General features: G+C 46.3%; 18 protein-coding genes. 2 read left to right on the top strand and 16 right to left on the bottom strand.

Annotation, left to right across the window (positions count from 1 at the left end):
• Positions 1-43: 43 nt before the first annotated feature.
• The 10 genes from PAENI_RS07600 to PAENI_RS07555 all read right to left on the bottom strand — a co-directional run bounded on the left by PAENI_RS07600 (position 44) and on the right by PAENI_RS07555 (position 10,676).
• Positions 44-385, bottom strand: a complete 342-nt coding sequence (locus PAENI_RS07600; protein ID WP_076285502.1) for a 4Fe-4S binding protein — start codon at positions 383-385, stop codon at positions 44-46.
• Positions 382-1,992 carry an FAD-dependent oxidoreductase gene (locus tag PAENI_RS07595; RefSeq protein WP_149644872.1) on the bottom strand — a complete coding sequence of 537 codons (1,611 nt, stop codon included), beginning with the start codon at positions 1,990-1,992 and terminating at the stop codon, positions 382-384. Before PAENI_RS07595 ends, PAENI_RS07600 begins: the two co-directional genes overlap by 4 nt.
• 39 nt (positions 1,993-2,031) lie before the next feature.
• Positions 2,032-3,090, bottom strand: a complete 1,059-nt coding sequence (locus PAENI_RS07590) for an ABC transporter substrate-binding protein (RefSeq protein ID WP_149644871.1) — start codon at positions 3,088-3,090, stop codon at positions 2,032-2,034.
• Positions 3,091-3,138: 48 nt separating this feature from the next.
• A complete protein-coding gene (locus PAENI_RS07585; RefSeq protein WP_149644870.1) occupies positions 3,139-3,471 on the bottom strand; it encodes a 4Fe-4S dicluster domain-containing protein in 333 nt (110 codons plus the stop codon).
• A complete protein-coding gene (locus PAENI_RS07580) occupies positions 3,468-5,075 on the bottom strand; it encodes an FAD-dependent oxidoreductase (protein WP_149644869.1) in 1,608 nt (535 codons plus the stop codon). Before PAENI_RS07580 ends, PAENI_RS07585 begins: the two co-directional genes overlap by 4 nt.
• Positions 5,076-5,098: 23 nt before the next feature.
• The gene (locus PAENI_RS07575) at positions 5,099-5,986 is read right to left on the bottom strand and encodes an ABC transporter permease (RefSeq protein ID WP_149644868.1); all 888 of its coding nucleotides are present in this window, start codon (positions 5,984-5,986) and stop codon (positions 5,099-5,101) included.
• A gap of 36 nt (positions 5,987-6,022) precedes the next feature.
• On the bottom strand, positions 6,023-6,826 hold the full coding sequence (locus PAENI_RS07570) for an ABC transporter permease (protein WP_149644867.1): 804 nt from the start codon (positions 6,824-6,826) through the stop codon (positions 6,023-6,025).
• Between the two features lie 104 nt (positions 6,827-6,930).
• Complete coding sequence (locus tag PAENI_RS07565; protein ID WP_076300681.1) at positions 6,931-7,707, bottom strand: ABC transporter ATP-binding protein; 777 nt, start codon at positions 7,705-7,707, stop codon at positions 6,931-6,933.
• Positions 7,708-7,888: 181 nt separating this feature from the next.
• On the bottom strand, positions 7,889-9,172 hold the full coding sequence (locus PAENI_RS07560) for an ArsB/NhaD family transporter (RefSeq protein ID WP_076300682.1): 1,284 nt from the start codon (positions 9,170-9,172) through the stop codon (positions 7,889-7,891).
• A gap of 166 nt (positions 9,173-9,338) precedes the next feature.
• A complete protein-coding gene (locus PAENI_RS07555) occupies positions 9,339-10,676 on the bottom strand; it encodes a PQQ-binding-like beta-propeller repeat protein (protein ID WP_188114504.1) in 1,338 nt (445 codons plus the stop codon).
• A 242-nt stretch (positions 10,677-10,918) separates the two neighbouring features.
• Between PAENI_RS07555 and PAENI_RS07550 the strand changes: the two genes are divergently transcribed.
• A complete protein-coding gene (locus PAENI_RS07550) occupies positions 10,919-12,004 on the top strand; it encodes an LLM class flavin-dependent oxidoreductase (RefSeq protein WP_149644865.1) in 1,086 nt (361 codons plus the stop codon).
• A gap of 370 nt (positions 12,005-12,374) precedes the next feature.
• On the opposite strand, the gene PAENI_RS07545 is transcribed toward PAENI_RS07550, so the two are convergent.
• Together PAENI_RS07545 and PAENI_RS07540 are read right to left on the bottom strand one after the other, a co-directional pair.
• On the bottom strand, positions 12,375-12,611 hold the full coding sequence (locus PAENI_RS07545; RefSeq protein WP_076285512.1) for a hypothetical protein: 237 nt from the start codon (positions 12,609-12,611) through the stop codon (positions 12,375-12,377).
• Positions 12,608-13,615, bottom strand: a complete 1,008-nt coding sequence (locus tag PAENI_RS07540) for a TIR domain-containing protein (RefSeq protein ID WP_149644864.1) — start codon at positions 13,613-13,615, stop codon at positions 12,608-12,610. The genes PAENI_RS07545 and PAENI_RS07540 overlap by 4 nt, the downstream gene beginning before the upstream one ends.
• 157 nt (positions 13,616-13,772) lie before the next feature.
• On the opposite strand from PAENI_RS07540, the gene PAENI_RS07535 reads away from it, so the two are divergent.
• Positions 13,773-14,924 (top strand): N-acetylmuramoyl-L-alanine amidase family protein, encoded by a 1,152-nt coding sequence (locus tag PAENI_RS07535; RefSeq protein ID WP_149644863.1) that lies wholly within the window; start codon positions 13,773-13,775, stop codon positions 14,922-14,924.
• A gap of 72 nt (positions 14,925-14,996) precedes the next feature.
• Here PAENI_RS07535 and PAENI_RS07530 read toward each other — a convergent pair whose 3' ends face one another.
• The 4 genes from PAENI_RS07530 to PAENI_RS07515 all read right to left on the bottom strand — a co-directional run bounded on the left by PAENI_RS07530 (position 14,997) and on the right by PAENI_RS07515 (position 18,577).
• Positions 14,997-15,911 (bottom strand): glycine betaine ABC transporter substrate-binding protein, encoded by a 915-nt coding sequence (locus PAENI_RS07530; RefSeq protein ID WP_149644862.1) that lies wholly within the window; start codon positions 15,909-15,911, stop codon positions 14,997-14,999.
• Positions 15,912-15,954: 43 nt separating this feature from the next.
• Positions 15,955-16,611, bottom strand: a complete 657-nt coding sequence (locus PAENI_RS07525) for an ABC transporter permease (protein ID WP_149644861.1) — start codon at positions 16,609-16,611, stop codon at positions 15,955-15,957.
• A complete protein-coding gene (locus PAENI_RS07520; protein WP_149644860.1) occupies positions 16,608-17,747 on the bottom strand; it encodes an ABC transporter ATP-binding protein in 1,140 nt (379 codons plus the stop codon). Before PAENI_RS07520 ends, PAENI_RS07525 begins: the two co-directional genes overlap by 4 nt.
• Before the next feature lie 194 nt (positions 17,748-17,941).
• Positions 17,942-18,577 carry a GntR family transcriptional regulator gene (locus PAENI_RS07515; RefSeq protein WP_262495549.1) on the bottom strand — a complete coding sequence of 212 codons (636 nt, stop codon included), beginning with the start codon at positions 18,575-18,577 and terminating at the stop codon, positions 17,942-17,944.
• Positions 18,578-18,599: the final 22 nt, after the last annotated feature.

The raw sequence follows: 18,599 nt of genomic DNA, 5'->3' as shown, positions 1-18,599 counted from the left end.
ATACAACAATAAGCCGCCCAGACTCCAACTCTGGGCGGCTTTTTCACGTACGGTACTGCTCGGTAAACACTTCAAAATAAGGGGTGGTATCCCTTTCAGCCATTGAGCCATTAGCGCCCGGTCCCCAGCCGATCTCAGCCCGCCAGCTCCCTAGCAACCCTGTCTGGATTAGCGCCTCCTCATTTACACCGATCAGCTGATCCGCCTGTGGCGCTACATAAAGTGCATCTACAGGGCAATAAGCTTCACACATAAAACAAGTCTGGCAATCTTCCTGACGCGCAATAACCGGAATCTTCCCCTGCATTTCGAATACGTTTGTCGGACATACTTTCGTACACAGTTTACAACCCACGCAGCGTTCCACGCTGATTAGTTCAATCATATCGCCTGCCCCTCCTTTAGTAGATTCAGTTCATGAGCATGGGGCACAGCCTCGGTACCGATGCTTATTTGCTCTATACCGGATACAATCAGCCGGTGGGTTTGCCGCGGATCAAGCTCCGGATATTCCGCGAGCTTTTGCAGGCCGCGCGTCTCCTTCCGGGTCAGCGCGGCGGTGTACATCCATCTGCCGACCGCGAGCATAGCCGCGGCTTCGCGTGCTTGCACGATGCCCTGTACGGTAGCGGGAACCCGCCCGTTCAAGAAGGGCATCAAGGCATTCAGCCGCTTCAAGGCTGAAGAAATGCCCGGTTCGCTGCGAAAATAATTAATCTGCAGCGGTAAGATTTCACGCTGGATCGCCGCGACTAGCGGCTTCACCTCCAGCGTTTCCGAGGTGTCGGTGCCAGCCGCCAAACCGTAGCGTCCCGCTGCGGTCAGGTTGCGGCTGTTCGCCTGCCCTCGGCAGGACCGCGCATGCTGCGCGGCTCCCTGGCCTGCCCAGCTTCCGCTGCATATGGCCCAGGAAGCATTATAAGCCCCGCCGCCGGAGATGGCGCCGGTCACTTTCTCGCGCGATGCGGCATCTCCAGCCGCATAGAGTCCGGGCACGGTCGTCCGGCAGTCCGTGCCCGTAAGGCGCAGACCCCCAGTGCCGCGCATGGTTCCCTCATAGCGCAGGGTGAGCGGGAATTTCTGCTTAAACGCATCTATTCCCGCCCGCTCCAGCGGCATAAAGAAAATCGGATGCGCTTTTCGCAGAAAATCCTGTTTCTCCGCTGTATCTGCCAGATCGAGCGAAGCATAAACCGGCCCCTTGAGCATCATTTCAGGAATGCTGCCAAAGGTCCGATCCCCTTTATGCAGCGGATGACCGTCCGCATCATAAAGCGTTGCCCAAGCTAGCATACGGCCACGTGTTACAGTTCCATCCGCAAAGCTCGGAGCATATTGGCGGCTGAATTCCATGCCTGACAAATCGGCTCCCACCTCAGCGGACATCAACAGCCCTTCGCCTGTCAATACGTTGCAGCCAAGACCTTTACTGAGAAAAGCACAGCCTCCGGTTGCCATCACAACGGCATTTGCCTTCACTTCCCAAGACTCCCCTGTCAGACGATTGATCCCACGTGCCCCGCCAACCCCATGTTCATCATGAAGAAGCTCTAGCGCTGGCGACTGATCGAGGATCATGACCCCCGCTTTGCGGACAACTCTTCGCATAATCCGCATGTACTCTGGTCCATGCAGATGTGTACGCAGTGAGTTACCTTCTTCATCCTTCGGAAAAGGATAACCCCACTGCTCGACTAGAGCCAGATTCTGCTCTACCTGATCCAGCACTCGGTGAATCCAAGCATTCTCCGACAGATATCCACCAGATTTTAGTCTGGATTGAACCGCCTGCTCACGCAGCTCGGCAATTGGAGGGATAACGAGCAGCGTTGTACCGCCCGGAGCAGTGGCGCCGCTTGTGCCCAAGTAGCCCTTATCGGCCAGGACTACTTTTGCTCCTTGCGACGCTGCACTCCATGCCGCCCAAGCTCCTGCTGGACCTCCGCCAAGCACAAGCACATCCACTGTCATTTCCTTCTTAAGCTGCGACATATCTTTTCCTCCCAAGCATTTGCGCTTTCCAAGCAATTGTTATTTCAGCTGCCAATCGCTAATATTAAAGTCTTTTTTCGCTAATTTTTCTTCGACAAGGAAGTTCTTGGTACCCTCCAGTAGCTTGGTTCCTTCGTCAGTGAACGCGGTATCTTTGATATCACTGATTGGATTTACTTGCTTCGCCAGCTCTGGCGTTGTATCTCCGATTTCGGCCAAAAATTGATAATATTCATCCTCGTGTTGTTTCAAATCCGCCAAGGCTTTCTCACGGGCTTCGTTCCACGCCTTCGGAAAGTCAGGGAATTTCGCCAGATAGTCCTCGGACACGACAGTTGCACTAGTGCCGAGCAAGTTCGGATGCTTCGAGGCATCGTCTAAGTGAGTGTACCCTTGGTCAATTAACTTCAGCGCAGGTACACCCAAATTAGTCGTAGCATCTACATCTCCACGGGCCAAAGCTGCGGTAGCATCCGGAATGAGCATATGCACGAGTTTATAGTCAGTTACGCCTTCCTCCTGAAGTAATCCAACCACATAGCGGTGCATGAAAGAGCCTTTTTGAATGGCAATAGTCTTCCCTTGCAGATCCTTCACCGTCTTTGGTCCATCCTTCTTACCGATTAGATAACCGATAGTGTTGGCTGAGGATTGTGAAATCAGACGTGTCTTGGCGCCAGAAGCATAAGCAATAATAGCAGGTGTATCCCCAAGGCTGCCGATATCTAATCGACCACTAATTAAGGATTCTGTCTGATCAGGACCGTTTGGAAAGCCCGTAAGCTTCACTTCAGTAATGCCATATTTCTTCAACTCTTCTTGAATGATCCCTTTATAAAAGCCCCAGCCCTCCGCGCCACCTGGCACATTCAACTTATTAGAGCCTATAAAACCAAAGTTCAGTACCGCTGGAACGTTACTTCCGGCTTTGCCTCCAGATTTCTCTGTACTAGAGCCGCCAGATGCAGATGCTCCATTTCCTCCAGCGTTATTTCCGCAAGCCTGAAGAACCAGCATAACCATCATAATCGTAGTTAAAAGTGCAAATCGTATCCTTTTAGAACGTTTCCCTTGAATCTCTCTGTACGCTGGTTTCATTTCTTTCTCCCCCTAGATTTATGTTATTTATCTTAATCTTAATCAAGGTCAGAACCCTGCCCTCGACGCCAATTTGTACATAAATTCATGACTTGCTACCGGTTGTCTGCCTTTGCCCCAGCCTACCTTTTCACGATAACCACCAAGCAATCCTTGCTCTTGAAGCCCTGCCTCTGTCACCCCAATCACTTTCTCTGAATCTGGCGCAACGTAGAGAGCATCCACAGGACAATACAGTTCACACATAAAGCAAGTCTGGCAATCGCTCTGCCGGGCAATAACAGGAATGCCATCCTCTACCCGTTCGAAGACATTGGTCGGGCAGACCGATACACATTGGTTGCACTCTACACATCTGGCAGCGCTGATCACCTCAATCACGATAGAACACCCTCCTTAGCCACGGCTTCTGTCTTCACCCATACCTGATCCAACCCACCGCTAATCAAGCGATGATGCTGTTCTTGATCCGTTCCCTTAAAATCTTCACGCTTATGCATGCCCCTCGTCTCCGTGCGGGCAAGCGCGGAATTGTACATCCAGCGGGCGGTTGCAGTCATGGCTTCTGCTTCACGCGCTTTAACCCCTTCAGGTGTACGCTGAATCTCACGGCTACGCTGTTCTTTCCACAATTCATCCAGACGACCTAATGAAGAGGTCAGCCCTTTATCCGTACGGAATAAATTAATGTCATACGGCTTCACTTCAGCCTGCACAGCAGACACAACCTCTGACGTATGAGCTGATACTCCTGGCTTCACTTCTTGATGAACCAGTGGGGAAGATGATAAGCCGACTGGATTACGGTACGCTGCATTTGAGCCAAGGCTCTGCGCATAGACAGCAGCCCCTTCTCCTGCAAAACTGCCGGATGACATAGCCCAAGCCGCATTATGGCTGCCACCACCAGTAAATCCCCCGCAAATTAGCTCACGGGTAGCTGCATCTCCTGCCGCATAAAGTCCGGGAACACCTGTGCCACAGCTTTCGTCTGTGATATGAATACCACCCGTCCCACGAACCGTTCCTTCGAGACGAAGCGTAACCGGAAAAGCATCCTTGAAAGGATCGATCCCTTGTCGATCAAAGGGCAGGAAAAAGTTCGTCTGCGCCACCCGCAGAAGAGGTCTTAAATCTTCTGGTGCTCCATCCAGCTTGGCGTATACCTGATTGCCTGCTAGCAGATTCCGAGCGATAACTGAACGCCCTTTCTTGGAACCCGCCCCTTCCACAATGCTTCCATCCTCATAATAAAAGCTGGCATAGTTGTAATATGCTGTCTTGGTTACAGAGGAGAACGTAGGGCAGATAGCATAGGCATTGGAGAATTCCATGCCTGACAGATTGGCGCCAGCCTCAGCAGCGAATAAATAGCCATCACCAGTAAGCACGTTGCAACCAAGCGCCTTACTTAGGAAGGCACAACCCCCAGTAGCAATAACGACTGCCCCTGCTTGAACCGTCCAGGTCTCACCACTCTGGGTATGGACTCCAGCCGCTCCGGCTACGCCATGCTCATCCGCAAGGAGCTCCATGGCTGGGCTATGATCTAAAATTTTAACGCCCGCCTTTTTCACTAGCTTACGCATTAATTTCATATATTCCGGTCCCTGAAGACTCTTACGATACTGGTTACCCTGCTCATCTACAGGGAATGGATATCCTGAAACGCCAAGTTTGTTCATATTGGCATAGGTACGGTCTAGCACTCGGTCCATCCAGCGGGATTCAGCCAACTGACCGCCCAGTGTATAACGACTTGCTTTGGCCTCCTCCCGGAGCCTCTCATCCGGCTTCACATACCAGACTCCTGTTCCTGAGGGTGCCGTTGCACCGCTCGAACCGCAGTAGCCTTTATCTGCTAGGACAACTTTTGCCCCCTTCGCTGAGGCCGTAAGGGCTGCCCATGTTCCTGCCGGTCCTCCACCTATAACAAGCACATCCGCCACCAAATTCAACGACCCTTTTTGTATCGATCCACTCATAGCTCAAGACCTCCTCAAATGATTTACCCTTCGTAACTATCGCGCCAGAACAGGAACTTGCGTTCAATGATTCGGAACAAAGAATCGATTAGCTTGCCGACAATAGCAAAGATAATAATGCCTACAAACACAACCTCTGTATTAGAGTTCTGCTTCGCCTCATTGATCAGGAATCCAATGCCGGATTGTGATCCAATGAGTTCAGCTACAACAAGACCGATCCATGCCACAGCCAATGACAGCCGCAATCCTAACAAAATCCCGGGTAATGCTGCCGGTAATATCAGCCTGCGCAGCTTCTGGTAAGGGCTAAATCCTAACACCCGGGACACCTCAAACAACTTATTGTCCACATTGCGGATGCCCATAAACGTATTAATATAGAGTGGAAAGAATGACCCTGTCAGAATGATCACTACTTTGGACATCTCCCCAAAGCCGAACCACAAAATAATCAGCGGTGCTATAGCTAGATGAGGAACAAGCCTAAGGACCTGTACACTAGGATCGAGCACATATTCCACACTGCGAAACAAGCCAGTCAGTACTCCGAATAAAAGGCCTAGAACGCCTCCGATAAGAAATCCAACTCCCGCCCTACCCATACTGACACCTAGGTGATGAGTTAACTCTCCAGTCACCAATAGGCCTGTAAAAGCTCTGGCGATCGACAATGGAGTCGGCAGAAACTGCGCGGAGATCAGTCCGGTGCTTCCTGCCAGCTGCCAAAGTACTATTGTCACCACCGGAATGATAGCGCCCGTTCCCCAATCTGACAGTAGAAATTTCCATGCTATAGGTACCGCGGATTTCTCCAATGTCTTAGTCGATAAAGGAGCAATATCACTGCTATCTAGCGATTCTCTTGCTCTTGTAGTGTTATTCAAAATAGCTTCTGCTCCATCGCTCATGGCGCATCCCCCTTTCGTTTCTTGCGCGTTTTCTGTTTATCCGCGATAGCTGTCCTGCCATCTCAGCAGCCGACGTTCAATGTAGCGAACAATAGAATCACTCACCAGTCCTGCAATGGCAAAAATAATAATTCCCACGAACACCACAGGTGTATCCGCGAATTGACGCGCGTCCGACATCATATACCCAATGCCTGAAGTGGAAGCAATCAGCTCTGCGACTACCAGACCTAACCAAGAGAGCCCCAAGGAAAGGCGCACTCCGAGAATAATATTCGGCAATGCCGCTGGAAGTACTAGTCTTACAACCTGCTTTAACCGGCTGAATCCAAGCACTCGAGATACTTCGAACAGCTTGTTATCCACGCCGCGAATGCCCATGAACGTATTAATATAAAGCGGAAAAAATGCTCCTTTAGCAATCAACAGCACTTTAGACTCCTCACCGATCCCGAACCATAAAATGAATAGCGGCACTACCGCCAAGCTTGGTATCATGCGAATCATTTGCAGGGATGGATCTAGCAATTTCTCTGATCTGCGGAACAGACCTACGAGAATGCCTAATAGCAGACCAAGTCCACCACCGAGCAGGAATCCGGAAAGGGCTCTGACCAAGCTGATCCTAAAGTTCGGCCATAAATCCCCTGAAGCAGCTAGAGTTACAAATGATTCAGCAATGGTATACGGTGTCGGGAACAGCATCTCTGAGATCATTCCATAGTGTCCAAGGGTCTGCCACAGAATCAGCACGGTGCCCGGCAGCAGAAGGCCCAGTCCCAATGTTGTTACCTTTCCGGGGCGTCCGGAAGTTCTTACGGCTATAGCCCGGTTTGTCATGCTCTGCACCCACCTTTTTTAGCTTTACAATCTCTTTAAATAACAAAAAGAGACCCTCGAATATTGAACACTTTCGGAGGTCTCCATTGGTATGGTCGACATATTTATATTCCTGCCCCGTCAATAAGCTCAAGCTCATCGACTTTTTCAAAATAATTCAGCACCTTCAGGCGCAGCTCTTGAAAGGAAGACGTTGTTTTTTTACGTGGATACGGCAAATCAACCGGGACAATCTTACGTATTTTCCCGGGGCGAGGTTCTAAAATCACTACCCGATTACCTAGAAATACAGCCTCATCAATATCATGCGTTACAAAAATCATGGTTGTTTTGTTGGCCCGCCAAATGTCCAGTAACACCGTCTGCATATGCGCTCTAGTGAACGCATCCAGTGCACCAAACGGTTCATCCAGCAGCAGGATTTTGGGATTTCGCAGTAGTGCACGGGCTATCGCCACCCGCTGGGCCATCCCTCCCGATAACTCCCGGGGATAGGATTTCTCAAACCCATTTAACTTGACGAGATCAATCAACTCATCGACCTTGCGTCTAATTTCTTTGTTGCCTAGCGGCAAATCAGAAGCAATATTCTTCTCTACGGTAAGCCAAGGAAAGAGACGATGCTCTTGAAAAATAAATCCCTTATCGATTCCGGGACCCCCAATCTCCGTCCCTCCTAAGGTAACACTCCCCGTATATCCACTGTCCAAACCGGCCACGATGCGCAGCAGCGTGCTTTTGCCACAGCCACTGGGCCCGATGACCGTAATGAATTCACCCTCTTGCACATGGAGATCAACATTATACAGTGCCTGAACATGACCTCCGGTAGACTCAAAACGTTTATTTAGATTTGAAATCGACAGCAACGCTTCTCCCATCGTGACCCCTCCTTAAATTCTGTATACAAAAAAACAGAGGTATTGCGCTTTTACATTCGCAATACCTCTGTAGGAACAGTCGGTAATTTTTATTCAAAGTAAATCAATTGGAATTATAATATTTAAAATATCATCCATTTGAAAAGCTGTCAACAATAAAACTTTTTTCAGACACACTTGTTTACATCAGATACCTTAAATATAAATATATGCTTGAGATCACAATGGACAGCAGCATTAAAGGGAAACCCACCTTCAAATACTTCATGAATGTAATCGGATAGCCCTCTTTTCCAGCTAGACCAGCAACGATCAGATTAGCACTGGCACCGATCAATGTACCATTGCCACCCAAGCAGGCACCCAAGGCTAGACTCCACCAGAGGGGCTCCAGATTGGTGATCCCCATCTGCCCCATCTCCTGTATCAAAGGAATCATCGTTGCTACAAAAGGAATATTATCAAGAAACGCAGAAGCAATTGCACTGACCCATAAGATCATCATCGAGCTCATGAGCACATCCCCACCCGTTAAATCAATCGCTTTGGCAGCCAGCTCCGCGATGACACCTGTCTCGACGAGTCCTGATACCAAAACAAACAGTCCGATAAAAAAGAAGATCGTAATCCATTCCACGCTGTGAAAAGCTTTTTCCAGCATGTGTTCTCCTCCGGTTAATAAGAGCAGTAAAAAAGCCCCCGCTAAGGCAACCGTCGCTGACTCCAAATGTAACGCCTGATGTAAAAAGAAGCCCATAATCGTAATTCCAAGTACGATCAAACATTTTCGCAACAGCTTATGATCTGTAATCATTGCCTTCTCATCCATGTTCATGATACTTTGCTGCAATTCCGGAGTGGATTTAATCTGCTTACCAAACATCAGTAGTAAAAGCGGGATATACGCTAACATAATGATGATAATCACAGGTGTTAGATTGCTGATAAAGGACATAAAAGTCAGCTCTTTCACAGCACTTCCGATCATAATATTCGGTGGATCTCCGATCAATGTTGCCGTCCCACCGACATTCGATGCAATAATTTGTGACATCAAAAAAGGCAGCGGATTTATGCGCAGTTGCCTTGTAATACTGAAGGTAACAGGCACCATAAGTAGCACTGTTGTAACATTATCCAAGAAAGCAGAAGCCACAGCAGTAACAACAAACAAAGCAATCAGGATTCTTCTCGGCTTCCCTTTCGCCAGCTTTGCTGATTTCACTGCCGCATATTTAAAAAGTCCTGTCTCTGCAGTAATCCCTACAATCATCATCATGCCTACAAGTAATCCGATGGTATTAAAATCAATATGATGCAGTGCCGTCTCCTGATCCACAATACCCATCGCTACCATAACAATAGCGCCTAACATCGCTAAGATTGTACGGTGAATTTTCTCGGAAATAATCAGTCCATAAATCAGTAGAAAAATACCTATCGCCCAAATCGCTTGCTGTTCCATGATATCCCCCGGTCCTTCTCTTTAATTTCGTTAATGTATAACCTACTCATTATATAACCTATTTATCATAAAATAGATTTGTATTTTTCGCACTGGAATTGTGAATTAATCCATAAAAAACGACTCTGCCGAGTATTTATCGGAGAGACGTTTTTTATGGATTCGATTATTTCATTTTCAAAACCTGAGGCTCCTTGAAAGCGGTCAAAATACCTTTGCTCTGCACAATAATCATACCGCTTTCCAGCAAGGTTGGGCCGAACACTCTACCTGATGTTTTGAGCTGCACAATCGGTTTTGCGGAAATCAAATCTATCGCGATTAATTTGCCGTCAGTCTGGGCTACATACATGCCATGTCCGAGCAGATCGAAGCGGGCAATCGGATTGCTGATTCCACTGTACTGAACCGCTGATTTATTCGCCATTTTAACACCATAAATGCTCTGTTCGTTACTAAAAAGAATTCTTTCATCATAAGGACCAGCGGCGTAGGATAACTTAGCTCCGATGGATTCGTAAGAATAATTATCGCGTGTTACGGTAGCAGGATCAGCATTGACTGGATAGCTGTAGACACCTTTTTGTCCTGTTATGAAAATTCTGTCACCGTCACTCCAAGCAATGCCCCCCTTTGGTGCTTCGGGATCATTTGGGTCAATATTAGCAGGGTTATAAACTACCGTCTTCACTACTTTACCTGTCTTAACATCCAAACTGTCGAGTGTAGTAAGAGGAAGAGCATCGAATAAGGTAGCCTTCCGTTGTGTTATAAGCGTTCCATTAATCTCAGTAATCGGAAAATAATGATCTCTGTTATTCCAAAGCTCTTTACCCGTTGTTCGATCAAAGGCATGTAGAATATCATACGTATACGCTCCGGATTCTGAGTTTTGAGCTAATATGAGGTTTCCCTCAACCATGAAAGGTTCATACAGCTTTTCACTGAAATTATCACGCCACTGCAGTTTCCCATCCTTCAGATTGTAGGCTTGAATATCACCATTGGCAGCAAAAAGCTGATCTTTATCAATAACTAATTGGCTGATGCCTTTACTGTTTGCCGATGAACTCCATTTATTTTTTCCAGTAGCCGCGTTGACTGCATAGATTGTGCCTGCTTCTGAAGTCACATAGGCCACACCATCTTGGTAAAGTAACGGTGTCTTTAATTTGGAGCCATATTTCCACATTACTTTTCCCGTCTGAGCGTTAATGGCTAAAAGCTGACCCTTTTGTAGGATAAAAGATTTGCCCGCACCAACTGCAACAACGCCCTTGCCCATAATGTAGTCCGTCGGTATATCTCCTAGCGTTGGCAAATCCATCGTAGTGGACCACTCAACCTTCGCAGCAGATAAATTTACATAATAATCATCTAAATTCGAGCCTATAAAGGAGGTGTGCGAATCAACCGCAGCAGCTTGTACCGGGTTTACCATAAGCAATACCCCTAAACCAATAATCGCAGTACGAAGATACGACTTCAATAATGTTCCTCTCACCACCACACGCCTCCTCATATAAATGCCTCAATTGGATAGATTCTCAAAAAAAAATATAATACTAATGACGAGCAGAATGTAAGAACATGGATTATTATTCCTCATTTTGACATCTGCAAGAGTAGAAATCAAAACATTTACTCATAAACTTACAATTTGTAAGTTATTGTGTTATAATAATCACATTCTTCTATAAACGAACAAGCTTTATCAAATATATGAATAACAAGGGGTTTGTAATCATGAGTAACGAGGTAACCACAGCACCAGCATCCGATTTTGAATTCGGTATCTACACCTTAGGAGACATTGTAGCTGATTGTCATACCGGGACTAAGATCAGCCCGAAACAACGACTCGACGAAGTTGTAGCTGCGGCCAAGCTGGCGGATGAGGCGGGGCTTGATGTATTCGGTGTAGGTGAGCATCATCGTCTTGATTTTGCGATTTCTTCGGTTCCAGTCGTGCTGGCAGCCATCTCCCAGGTTACCCGCAGAATCAAGTTGACGAGCGCCACTACTGTATTAAGCACCATTGATCCCGTGCGCGTATTCGAGGATTTCGCCACACTTGATTTACTGTCAGATGGCCGTGCAGAGATTATTGCTGGACGTGGTGCTTTTGTGGAATCTTTTCCGCTCTTTGGGTACGAACTTGAAGACTATCATCGACTATTCGCCGAGAATATTAATCTGCTTCTCGAGCTTAATAAGCATGAAATTATGAACTGGGAGGGTTCCTTCCGCTCATCCTTGAAGGATTCTGAGATTGCACCACGCCCTCTTCAGCAAAGCCTTCCTGTATGGATTGGTGTAGGTGGTTCTCCTGAAAGCGCGGAAAAAGCTGGGGTACTCGGGACTGGAATGGCCATCGCCATTCTTAGCGGTAGTCCAGAACCTTTCCAAGAGCTTGCTGCAACTTATCGACGCGCTGGAATTCAGGCGGGTCATGCCCCTGAATCTTTAAAGATTGCGATTACTAGCCACGGCTACATTGCCGAAACTTCACAGCAAGCGCTCGATGAATATTACCCATACTACTATAGTTATCGTAATTCCATCAGCCCAAAACCTGGTCAAGAATACAGTGTATCTCGTGACGACTTTGGGCAATATGTATCTGCTGATAACACGATGGCTGTAGGTAGCCCGCAGCAAATTATTGAAAAAATCCTCTATCAGCATGAGCTGTTCGGCCATAGCCGCTTTATGACTCAGCTCGACATCGGCGGCCTTCCTTACGCCAAGGTAGCCAAAGCTATTGAACTATTGGCAACTGAGGTCGCCCCTGTCGTACGACGCGAAATTGCCAAGAAGAATAGCCGATAGAACTGAGGGGCTGTACCAGTTAATAAAAAAGCACTTCTCACGCTCGTGGAGAAGTGCTTTTTGTGCTGTTGCAACATTGTGTCTTGCTGTAAGAAGTGAACAGGAAGCTCTGCTCAAGAATTAGGGAATATCTCCCTGAAAATCGGAGATTTCTACTCAATAGATTAACAATTAGGGAATACCTCCCTATAATTAACCTGATTCGGCGGTAAATATAGATATTCCCCCCGATTTTTAGGGAGGAATTCCCTGATTTCACTCATTTAGAGTAATTATCAGCTATTTTCAGGGAGCTTTTCCCTAATTACTCTCAAAAAAAAGAAGCTGCCCATAAGTAGATCACTACTTTTGAGACAGCCACTTATGCTCATCACGCAAAGGATGGTTTATTGTTGTCTACCTTCCCGCTAATAAGCTTCTTATATTCATCGTCTCCACCATCTAAAGAAGGCGCAGTATAAATTTGAGCTGAAGCTGGTTGCTGAGCGGAATGGCTCGACCCTGTTTTGCTTGTGGTATTCTTATTATCTTCTGCACTCCTGCTTCCACCACTTGCAGAGCGGAGAACAGCACCCGATAAGTTGTTAATACCCTTTATTCGCTTCATGCTGAATCCTCCCCTACTAAATGATTGATGGTACGGAATAAATCCTGATTATTCGCAACTACCGCCTTAAGATCATCCGCAGATAATCCATCACTCCCTGAAAAGTGTACGGAAAGAACATACTTCTTACCTAGAGGATAGCATAGGATATATACCTCCGCAACTTCCGTGCGTTGAAAAAAAGTCCATTTGCTCGATAAAAATGCATCTACCACACTAGGCTGCTTCTCATTCCCTTTCGTTACAGTCAAGGAATAGGAGTGCCCACGTCCGACATTCCCTCCCACCTGAACAAGCTGTTCCTTCTCTTGAGCCTGCCAAGTCGCAGCACCGATCACACGACAATGCTTCGGAGGTAAGAAAGAATTGCGGATCGCCTCACTGAGTGCGTGATACTTCTCTCCATCCTCAGAGATGGTCACATTACTATTATATTGCCAAAAAAAATGAAGGATACTTTCTTTGCGCCTTAATTCCATCTTTAGCTGCTCTAAATCTTTCACCGGGTCACGGAATTTTCCAAACCCCTGGACACTATCAATAATCTTACCACAGCTCACATCCACAGCAGCCGTAGGATTATCATGGTGCATCTCATACTCTAAAGCTGTAATTCCCGACAAATCGGACAACAGATGATATTCTTCAACATTCTGTCCAGGGATTAAATCGTCGCGGGCAGTCACCTGATCCGGCACTAAGCAAAAGACGCGATTACGCCGTAATCTGGCCCAAAACAATCCCATTTCAAACCCCGTATTATCACGAGTCACATAATAAAATTTACCGCGTATTTTGGCGACATCATCTGGCGAGAACACAAATACGGCAAAATCGCTCTCATCCAAATTTCTCTCCAGTGCCTCCATCGTGTATTCATTCGCTCGAAAGGCATTGGCATACCAAGGATGTACTTCAGCATCCCTCTTCAGCTGCTCATGAATCGCTCTTGCATAACGTATGGATTCCCTGGAAGATCCAATGAATAGCTTTGGTTTAGTCACGGCAGTGCTCCTTCATCCTTCCCGATATGTAATAATTATACAAGTCTTTAGACCACCGGAAAAGAGGCCAAGTTCTCATAAATATCTCAAAAAATATTATTCTAAACCTCGTAAAGTGGGTAAAAAATTACGACTACTTTGAAAAAGCGAGGATACTATGAAAAAAATGATAGGTGTCACATTGCTTGCAGCAAGCCTTATGGGTATAACAGCGTCACAGCCTGCTGAAGCTAAAACGGCAGCAGTTAGTTATACCGCTCAGGTATACGCGAACTCTTTAAATGTACGCAGTGAGCCGGCAAAGAATGCAACTGTTGTAGGATCTATTAAGAACGGAGCAAAAGTAACTGTGACCGATGAACAACACGGGTGGTTGAAGGTTAAGACGGGGAACACCTCTGGCTGGGTAGCCGGTTATTACCTTAAAAAGGTGAACAATAGCTCCAAGCAATCTGGCGCTTCTGGATCATCGGTAGCTTCCAAACCCAGCACTACTTCTTCCACCTCAACCAGCGCCTTGAGTAGTACCACAAAGGTTACAGTTACGGCAGATTCACTACGCGTACGAAGCGGTCCAGGCACACAATATAAGGTACTCGGTTCTTTAAAAGCTAAGGATACAGCTACCCTCCTCCTTCATCAGGACGATTGGGCACGAATTCGAACAGCTAGCGGTGACATCGGTTGGGTCGCAGCGCAATATATCCGATCTGGAACCACGCCACGAAGCACAAGCACTACAAGCAACATTTCGCGCACAGGAAATCTACGAGGAAAATTAATCGTCGTAGATCCCGGTCATGGCGGCAGTGATCCGGGAATGCTCGGCACTACATATAACACCATGGAAAAGGATTTGAATCTGCAAACTGCAATTTATGTTCGCGATGCCCTTGTAGCTAAAGGTGCACGGGTAGAAATGACACGTACCAGGGAAGACCAGAAGCCTACACTCGCTCGGCGTGTTCAGATGAGTGAGGCTCTGCGTGCAGATGCATTTGTAAGCATTCATTATAATTCTTCTCCGAAAAAAGTGTCCGGGACACTGACCTTCTTTTACTCCGAATCCGATGATCTGAAGCTGGCACGAGCAATTGAAACCCGGCTGGGACAAGGTATCGGTCTTAAGAGCAACGGGTTGTCCTTTGGCGATTATCACATCCTGAGGGAGAATCGAATTCCAGCTACCTTAGTTGAACTCGGATTCCTTACCAATCCTATAGATGAATCTATTGTCCGCAAATCCTCCTATCAGAAAAAAGCAGCCAAGGCTATCGCGGAAGGATTGGCAGACTATTTCAAAAACTAGACAGACCTATAAATAATCAGCAAAAAAGCAGGCTAGGAAATTCCCTAGCCTGCTTTAGTTTGTATTTCATATTTAGCCTTCGATTAATCCCTTCTTGATCAGGAAATTACGAGCTACATCCTCTTCCTTGAGCGCATCCACATCAACTTCTGCGTTCAATTGCTGCATTTCTTCGTCACTGATCTGTCCGTTCAATTGATTTAAGATGCCTTCCAATTCAGGGTATTTATCTAGCGTTTCCTGACGAATAATCGGTCCTGCATCATAAGGTGGGAAGAATTCTTTATCATCCTGCAGAATCACCAGATCATGTACTTTAATTTGTGCATCCGTCGCGTATGCATTGGTTACATCTGTTTCCCCATCGTCAATCGAACGGTACATGATACCATGATCCATTCCTTTGCTCTGCTTGAAATCCATTCCGTAGAGTTTTTGGATACCGGGGTATCCGTCCTCACGATCCAAGAACTCGAACTCTACGCCAAGAACCATATTTCCAGATACTTTGGCCAAATCGCTGAAAGTCTTTAGATTGTACTTCTCAGCCGTTTCACGACTAACAGCTAAAGTATAGGTATTATTTATGCCGAATGGATCCAGAAAGGCCAGTCCATCTTTTTCAAGCAGTTCTCTGGTTTTTGCCAACGATTCCTCAGAGTTTCCCGTCTTCTCCTGATAGTAATTGGCTACAATGGTTCCGGTGTAATCCGGATATAGCTGGATATTATTATTCTCAAGCGCACTCCAAGCTACATTAGAGCCTCCCAAGTTCATCTGGCGCTTCACTTTAATATCTGTTTTATCTTCTATCAAATCTGCCATCATATGAGCGAGTAAAACATTCTCCGTGAAGTTTTTAGAGCCAATTGTGATTTCTCCACTGTTACCCGCAGCAGCGTTATTATTCCCGCCACCACACCCGGCAAGTAGCGCCCCCATTAATACTGTAGTTAAAACGCCTGTCATCAATTTTGGAATTTTCATATATAATCTCCCCTTTTATATTCTTTCAAGACCAGAGTTTTAGTTATACTTTCAATCCCTTTGGAGTCGTTAATCGTTCAAGCAATCCGAGTAGATAATCCAGCACGAGTGCAAGAATCGCGGCCGGAATAGCACCAAGTAAGGTTAGAGCTTCGATGTTCCGTTGAATACCTAAGAAAATAAATTCACCCAATCCGCCAGCACCGATAAAGGCTGCCAGTGTTGCTGTCCCGACATTAATAACTGCGGCAGTACGGATCCCCGCCATAATTACACTTAAAGCTAAAGGGAGTTGAACCCTGAATAGAATCTGCCAGCTCTTCATTCCCATTCCCCGGGCCGCTTCCACTATAGACGGATCCACATCAGTAATTCCCGTGTAGGTGTTGCGGATGATTGGCAGAAGTGAATACAAAAACAAAGCTACAACTGCCGTCTTCATCCCTATGCCAAATAGAGGAATCATAAATCCGAGCATCGCCAGACTAGGTATTGTCTGAAGAATCCCCGCCGCACCAAGCGTAATACCTTTCAGAGGTTTAACCCGTGTAATCATAATTCCAAGCGCAATGCCAACAATAATTGCAAATAACATGGACAAGAGCACAAGTTGCATATGCACTCCCATAGAATGAATCAAATCTTCCCTACGTAAATCTAATTGATATATGAGTTGTTGCCATAACGATTGATCTCTCATACAGACACTTCCTCCTCTTTCGTGCCTCCCCATTGTGCTGCAAACGCCGTCAGAAGACTGCCTCTTGTAACAATCCCGGCAATGTTCCCCTCAGCGGTTACAATCGGAATAATGCCGTATGGAGCTTCCGTAATCAACGATAATGCGTCTCTTGCTGTTGCTGTATCCTGCAGCACCACCCCAGGTGGTGTCATAATTTCTTCGATAGTAAGGCTTTGTTCCATTTTGGCGGTAACATCATAAGCGGAGACTATGCCAAGCAGCTTACCTTTCTCGTTTCCAACCAGTAGTGTATCCATTTTGCGTTGACGCATAAAGGTAAGAGCTTTACCCAGCGTTCGGCTTGGAAGGGATGTGGATGGATTGTCACGCATGACTTCTGTTACGGGGATATACTCAGGGTTTTGGTAAATACGGTTTTTGCCGATAAATGACTCTACGAAATCATTAGCAGGCCGGCTGAGCAGCTCATACGGTGTATCTAGTTGAACGATTTCACCATCTTTAAGAATAGCGATTTTATCTCCAAGCTTCAGTGCTTCATCCATATCATGTGTTACAAATACAATTGTCTTCTTCACTTCTTGTTGCATGCGTAGCAGCTCATCTTGCAGCTGTTCACGGGTAATGGGGTCCAAAGCGCCAAACGGTTCATCCATCAATATGATCTCGGGATCAGCTGCCAATGCACGAGCTACACCTACACGCTGCTGCTGCCCACCTGATAATTGTTTCGGATAACGTTTGGCATATAGGGCCGGATCAAGTCCGACTAGACGGAGCATTTCGAGCACCCGTTCTTTTCTCTTATTCACATCCCACCCCTTTAGGTCAGGAATCAGACCTACATTGTCTTCTATGGTGTAGTGCGGGAACAAACCAGCTTGTTGAATAACATAACCGATGTTCTTGCGGAGGGTTACGGGGTTCTCCTTGGTAATATCTTTACCGTGGATATAAATATGGCCTGAAGTATGCGGAACAAGACGATTTATCATTTTCATCGTTGTTGTCTTTCCGCAACCGCTCGGACCGATCAATACTAGTATTTCTCCAGCTTCAATTTCAAAGCTAATATTCTTAACTGCTTCATAACCATTCGGGTATTTCTTACCTACTTTTTCAAATTTCAGCATAGGGTCTCTCCTTCTTATCTCTATCGTCAGATCATCTCGCCGGGCGACTCTGTAAGTTAAACTATAACAAACAACTCCCTAACTGACAACCTACATCATTACAATAAGTTGTTTGTAAATAAATGTAATATCTTAATTACAAAAAAGGCTATCCAGTGATAAACCCCGCTGGATAGCCTTTTTTTGATCTATTATTATAAATGATTCTCTGCATTTTTATTAATAAATTGCTCCGTTCTTTGGTACATTTTCTCATCACCAACGGCTACAAGTACATCATTTTCTCTGAGTATGACATGTGGACCTGGGGAGATTGTTATGTTCGCACCCCGGCGAAGCGCTATAATCGTAGCACCTGTATTCTGCCAAAATTGTAATGCTCCAATGGTTTTGCCAACCACATGTGATTCTTCATGGATTGTAATTTCTTCCGGGTGGTACGGCTTTAAATTCTTCATCCGGTCTGATGCCTCGATAATTCCAGTTAGTAGCCTCTCGAACTTGCCGTCTAGCTTCTTCTTTTCAAGCAACAATTGCTCTAGATCCTGTTTCAACGAATAAGCTGATTTCAGATAGTTATTTCTGGTAATATACTCATACGCCTTTTGATCAGAGATGACAATAATCTCTTTCCCCTGCGAAACAAACACTATATTCTCATCCTTCAATAATCCCATAGCCTTACGAATCGTCTCGGGAGAAACATGATATTGCCCTGCCAATAGAGAACGCCCGGATAGCTTACTCTGTACGGGAAATTCCCCGCTTACAATTCTTTGTGCAATATCAAGGGCTATAGACTTATAACCGGATATTTCTTGCATGGACATTGTCGATCTCCTTACTCTGGCG

It is taken from the genome of Paenibacillus sp. B2(2019) (assembly GCF_008370385.1).
Lineage (GTDB): Bacteria > Bacillota > Bacilli > Paenibacillales > Paenibacillaceae > Paenibacillus_AQ.
This window is presented reverse-complemented; position numbering and strand designations above follow the sequence as displayed.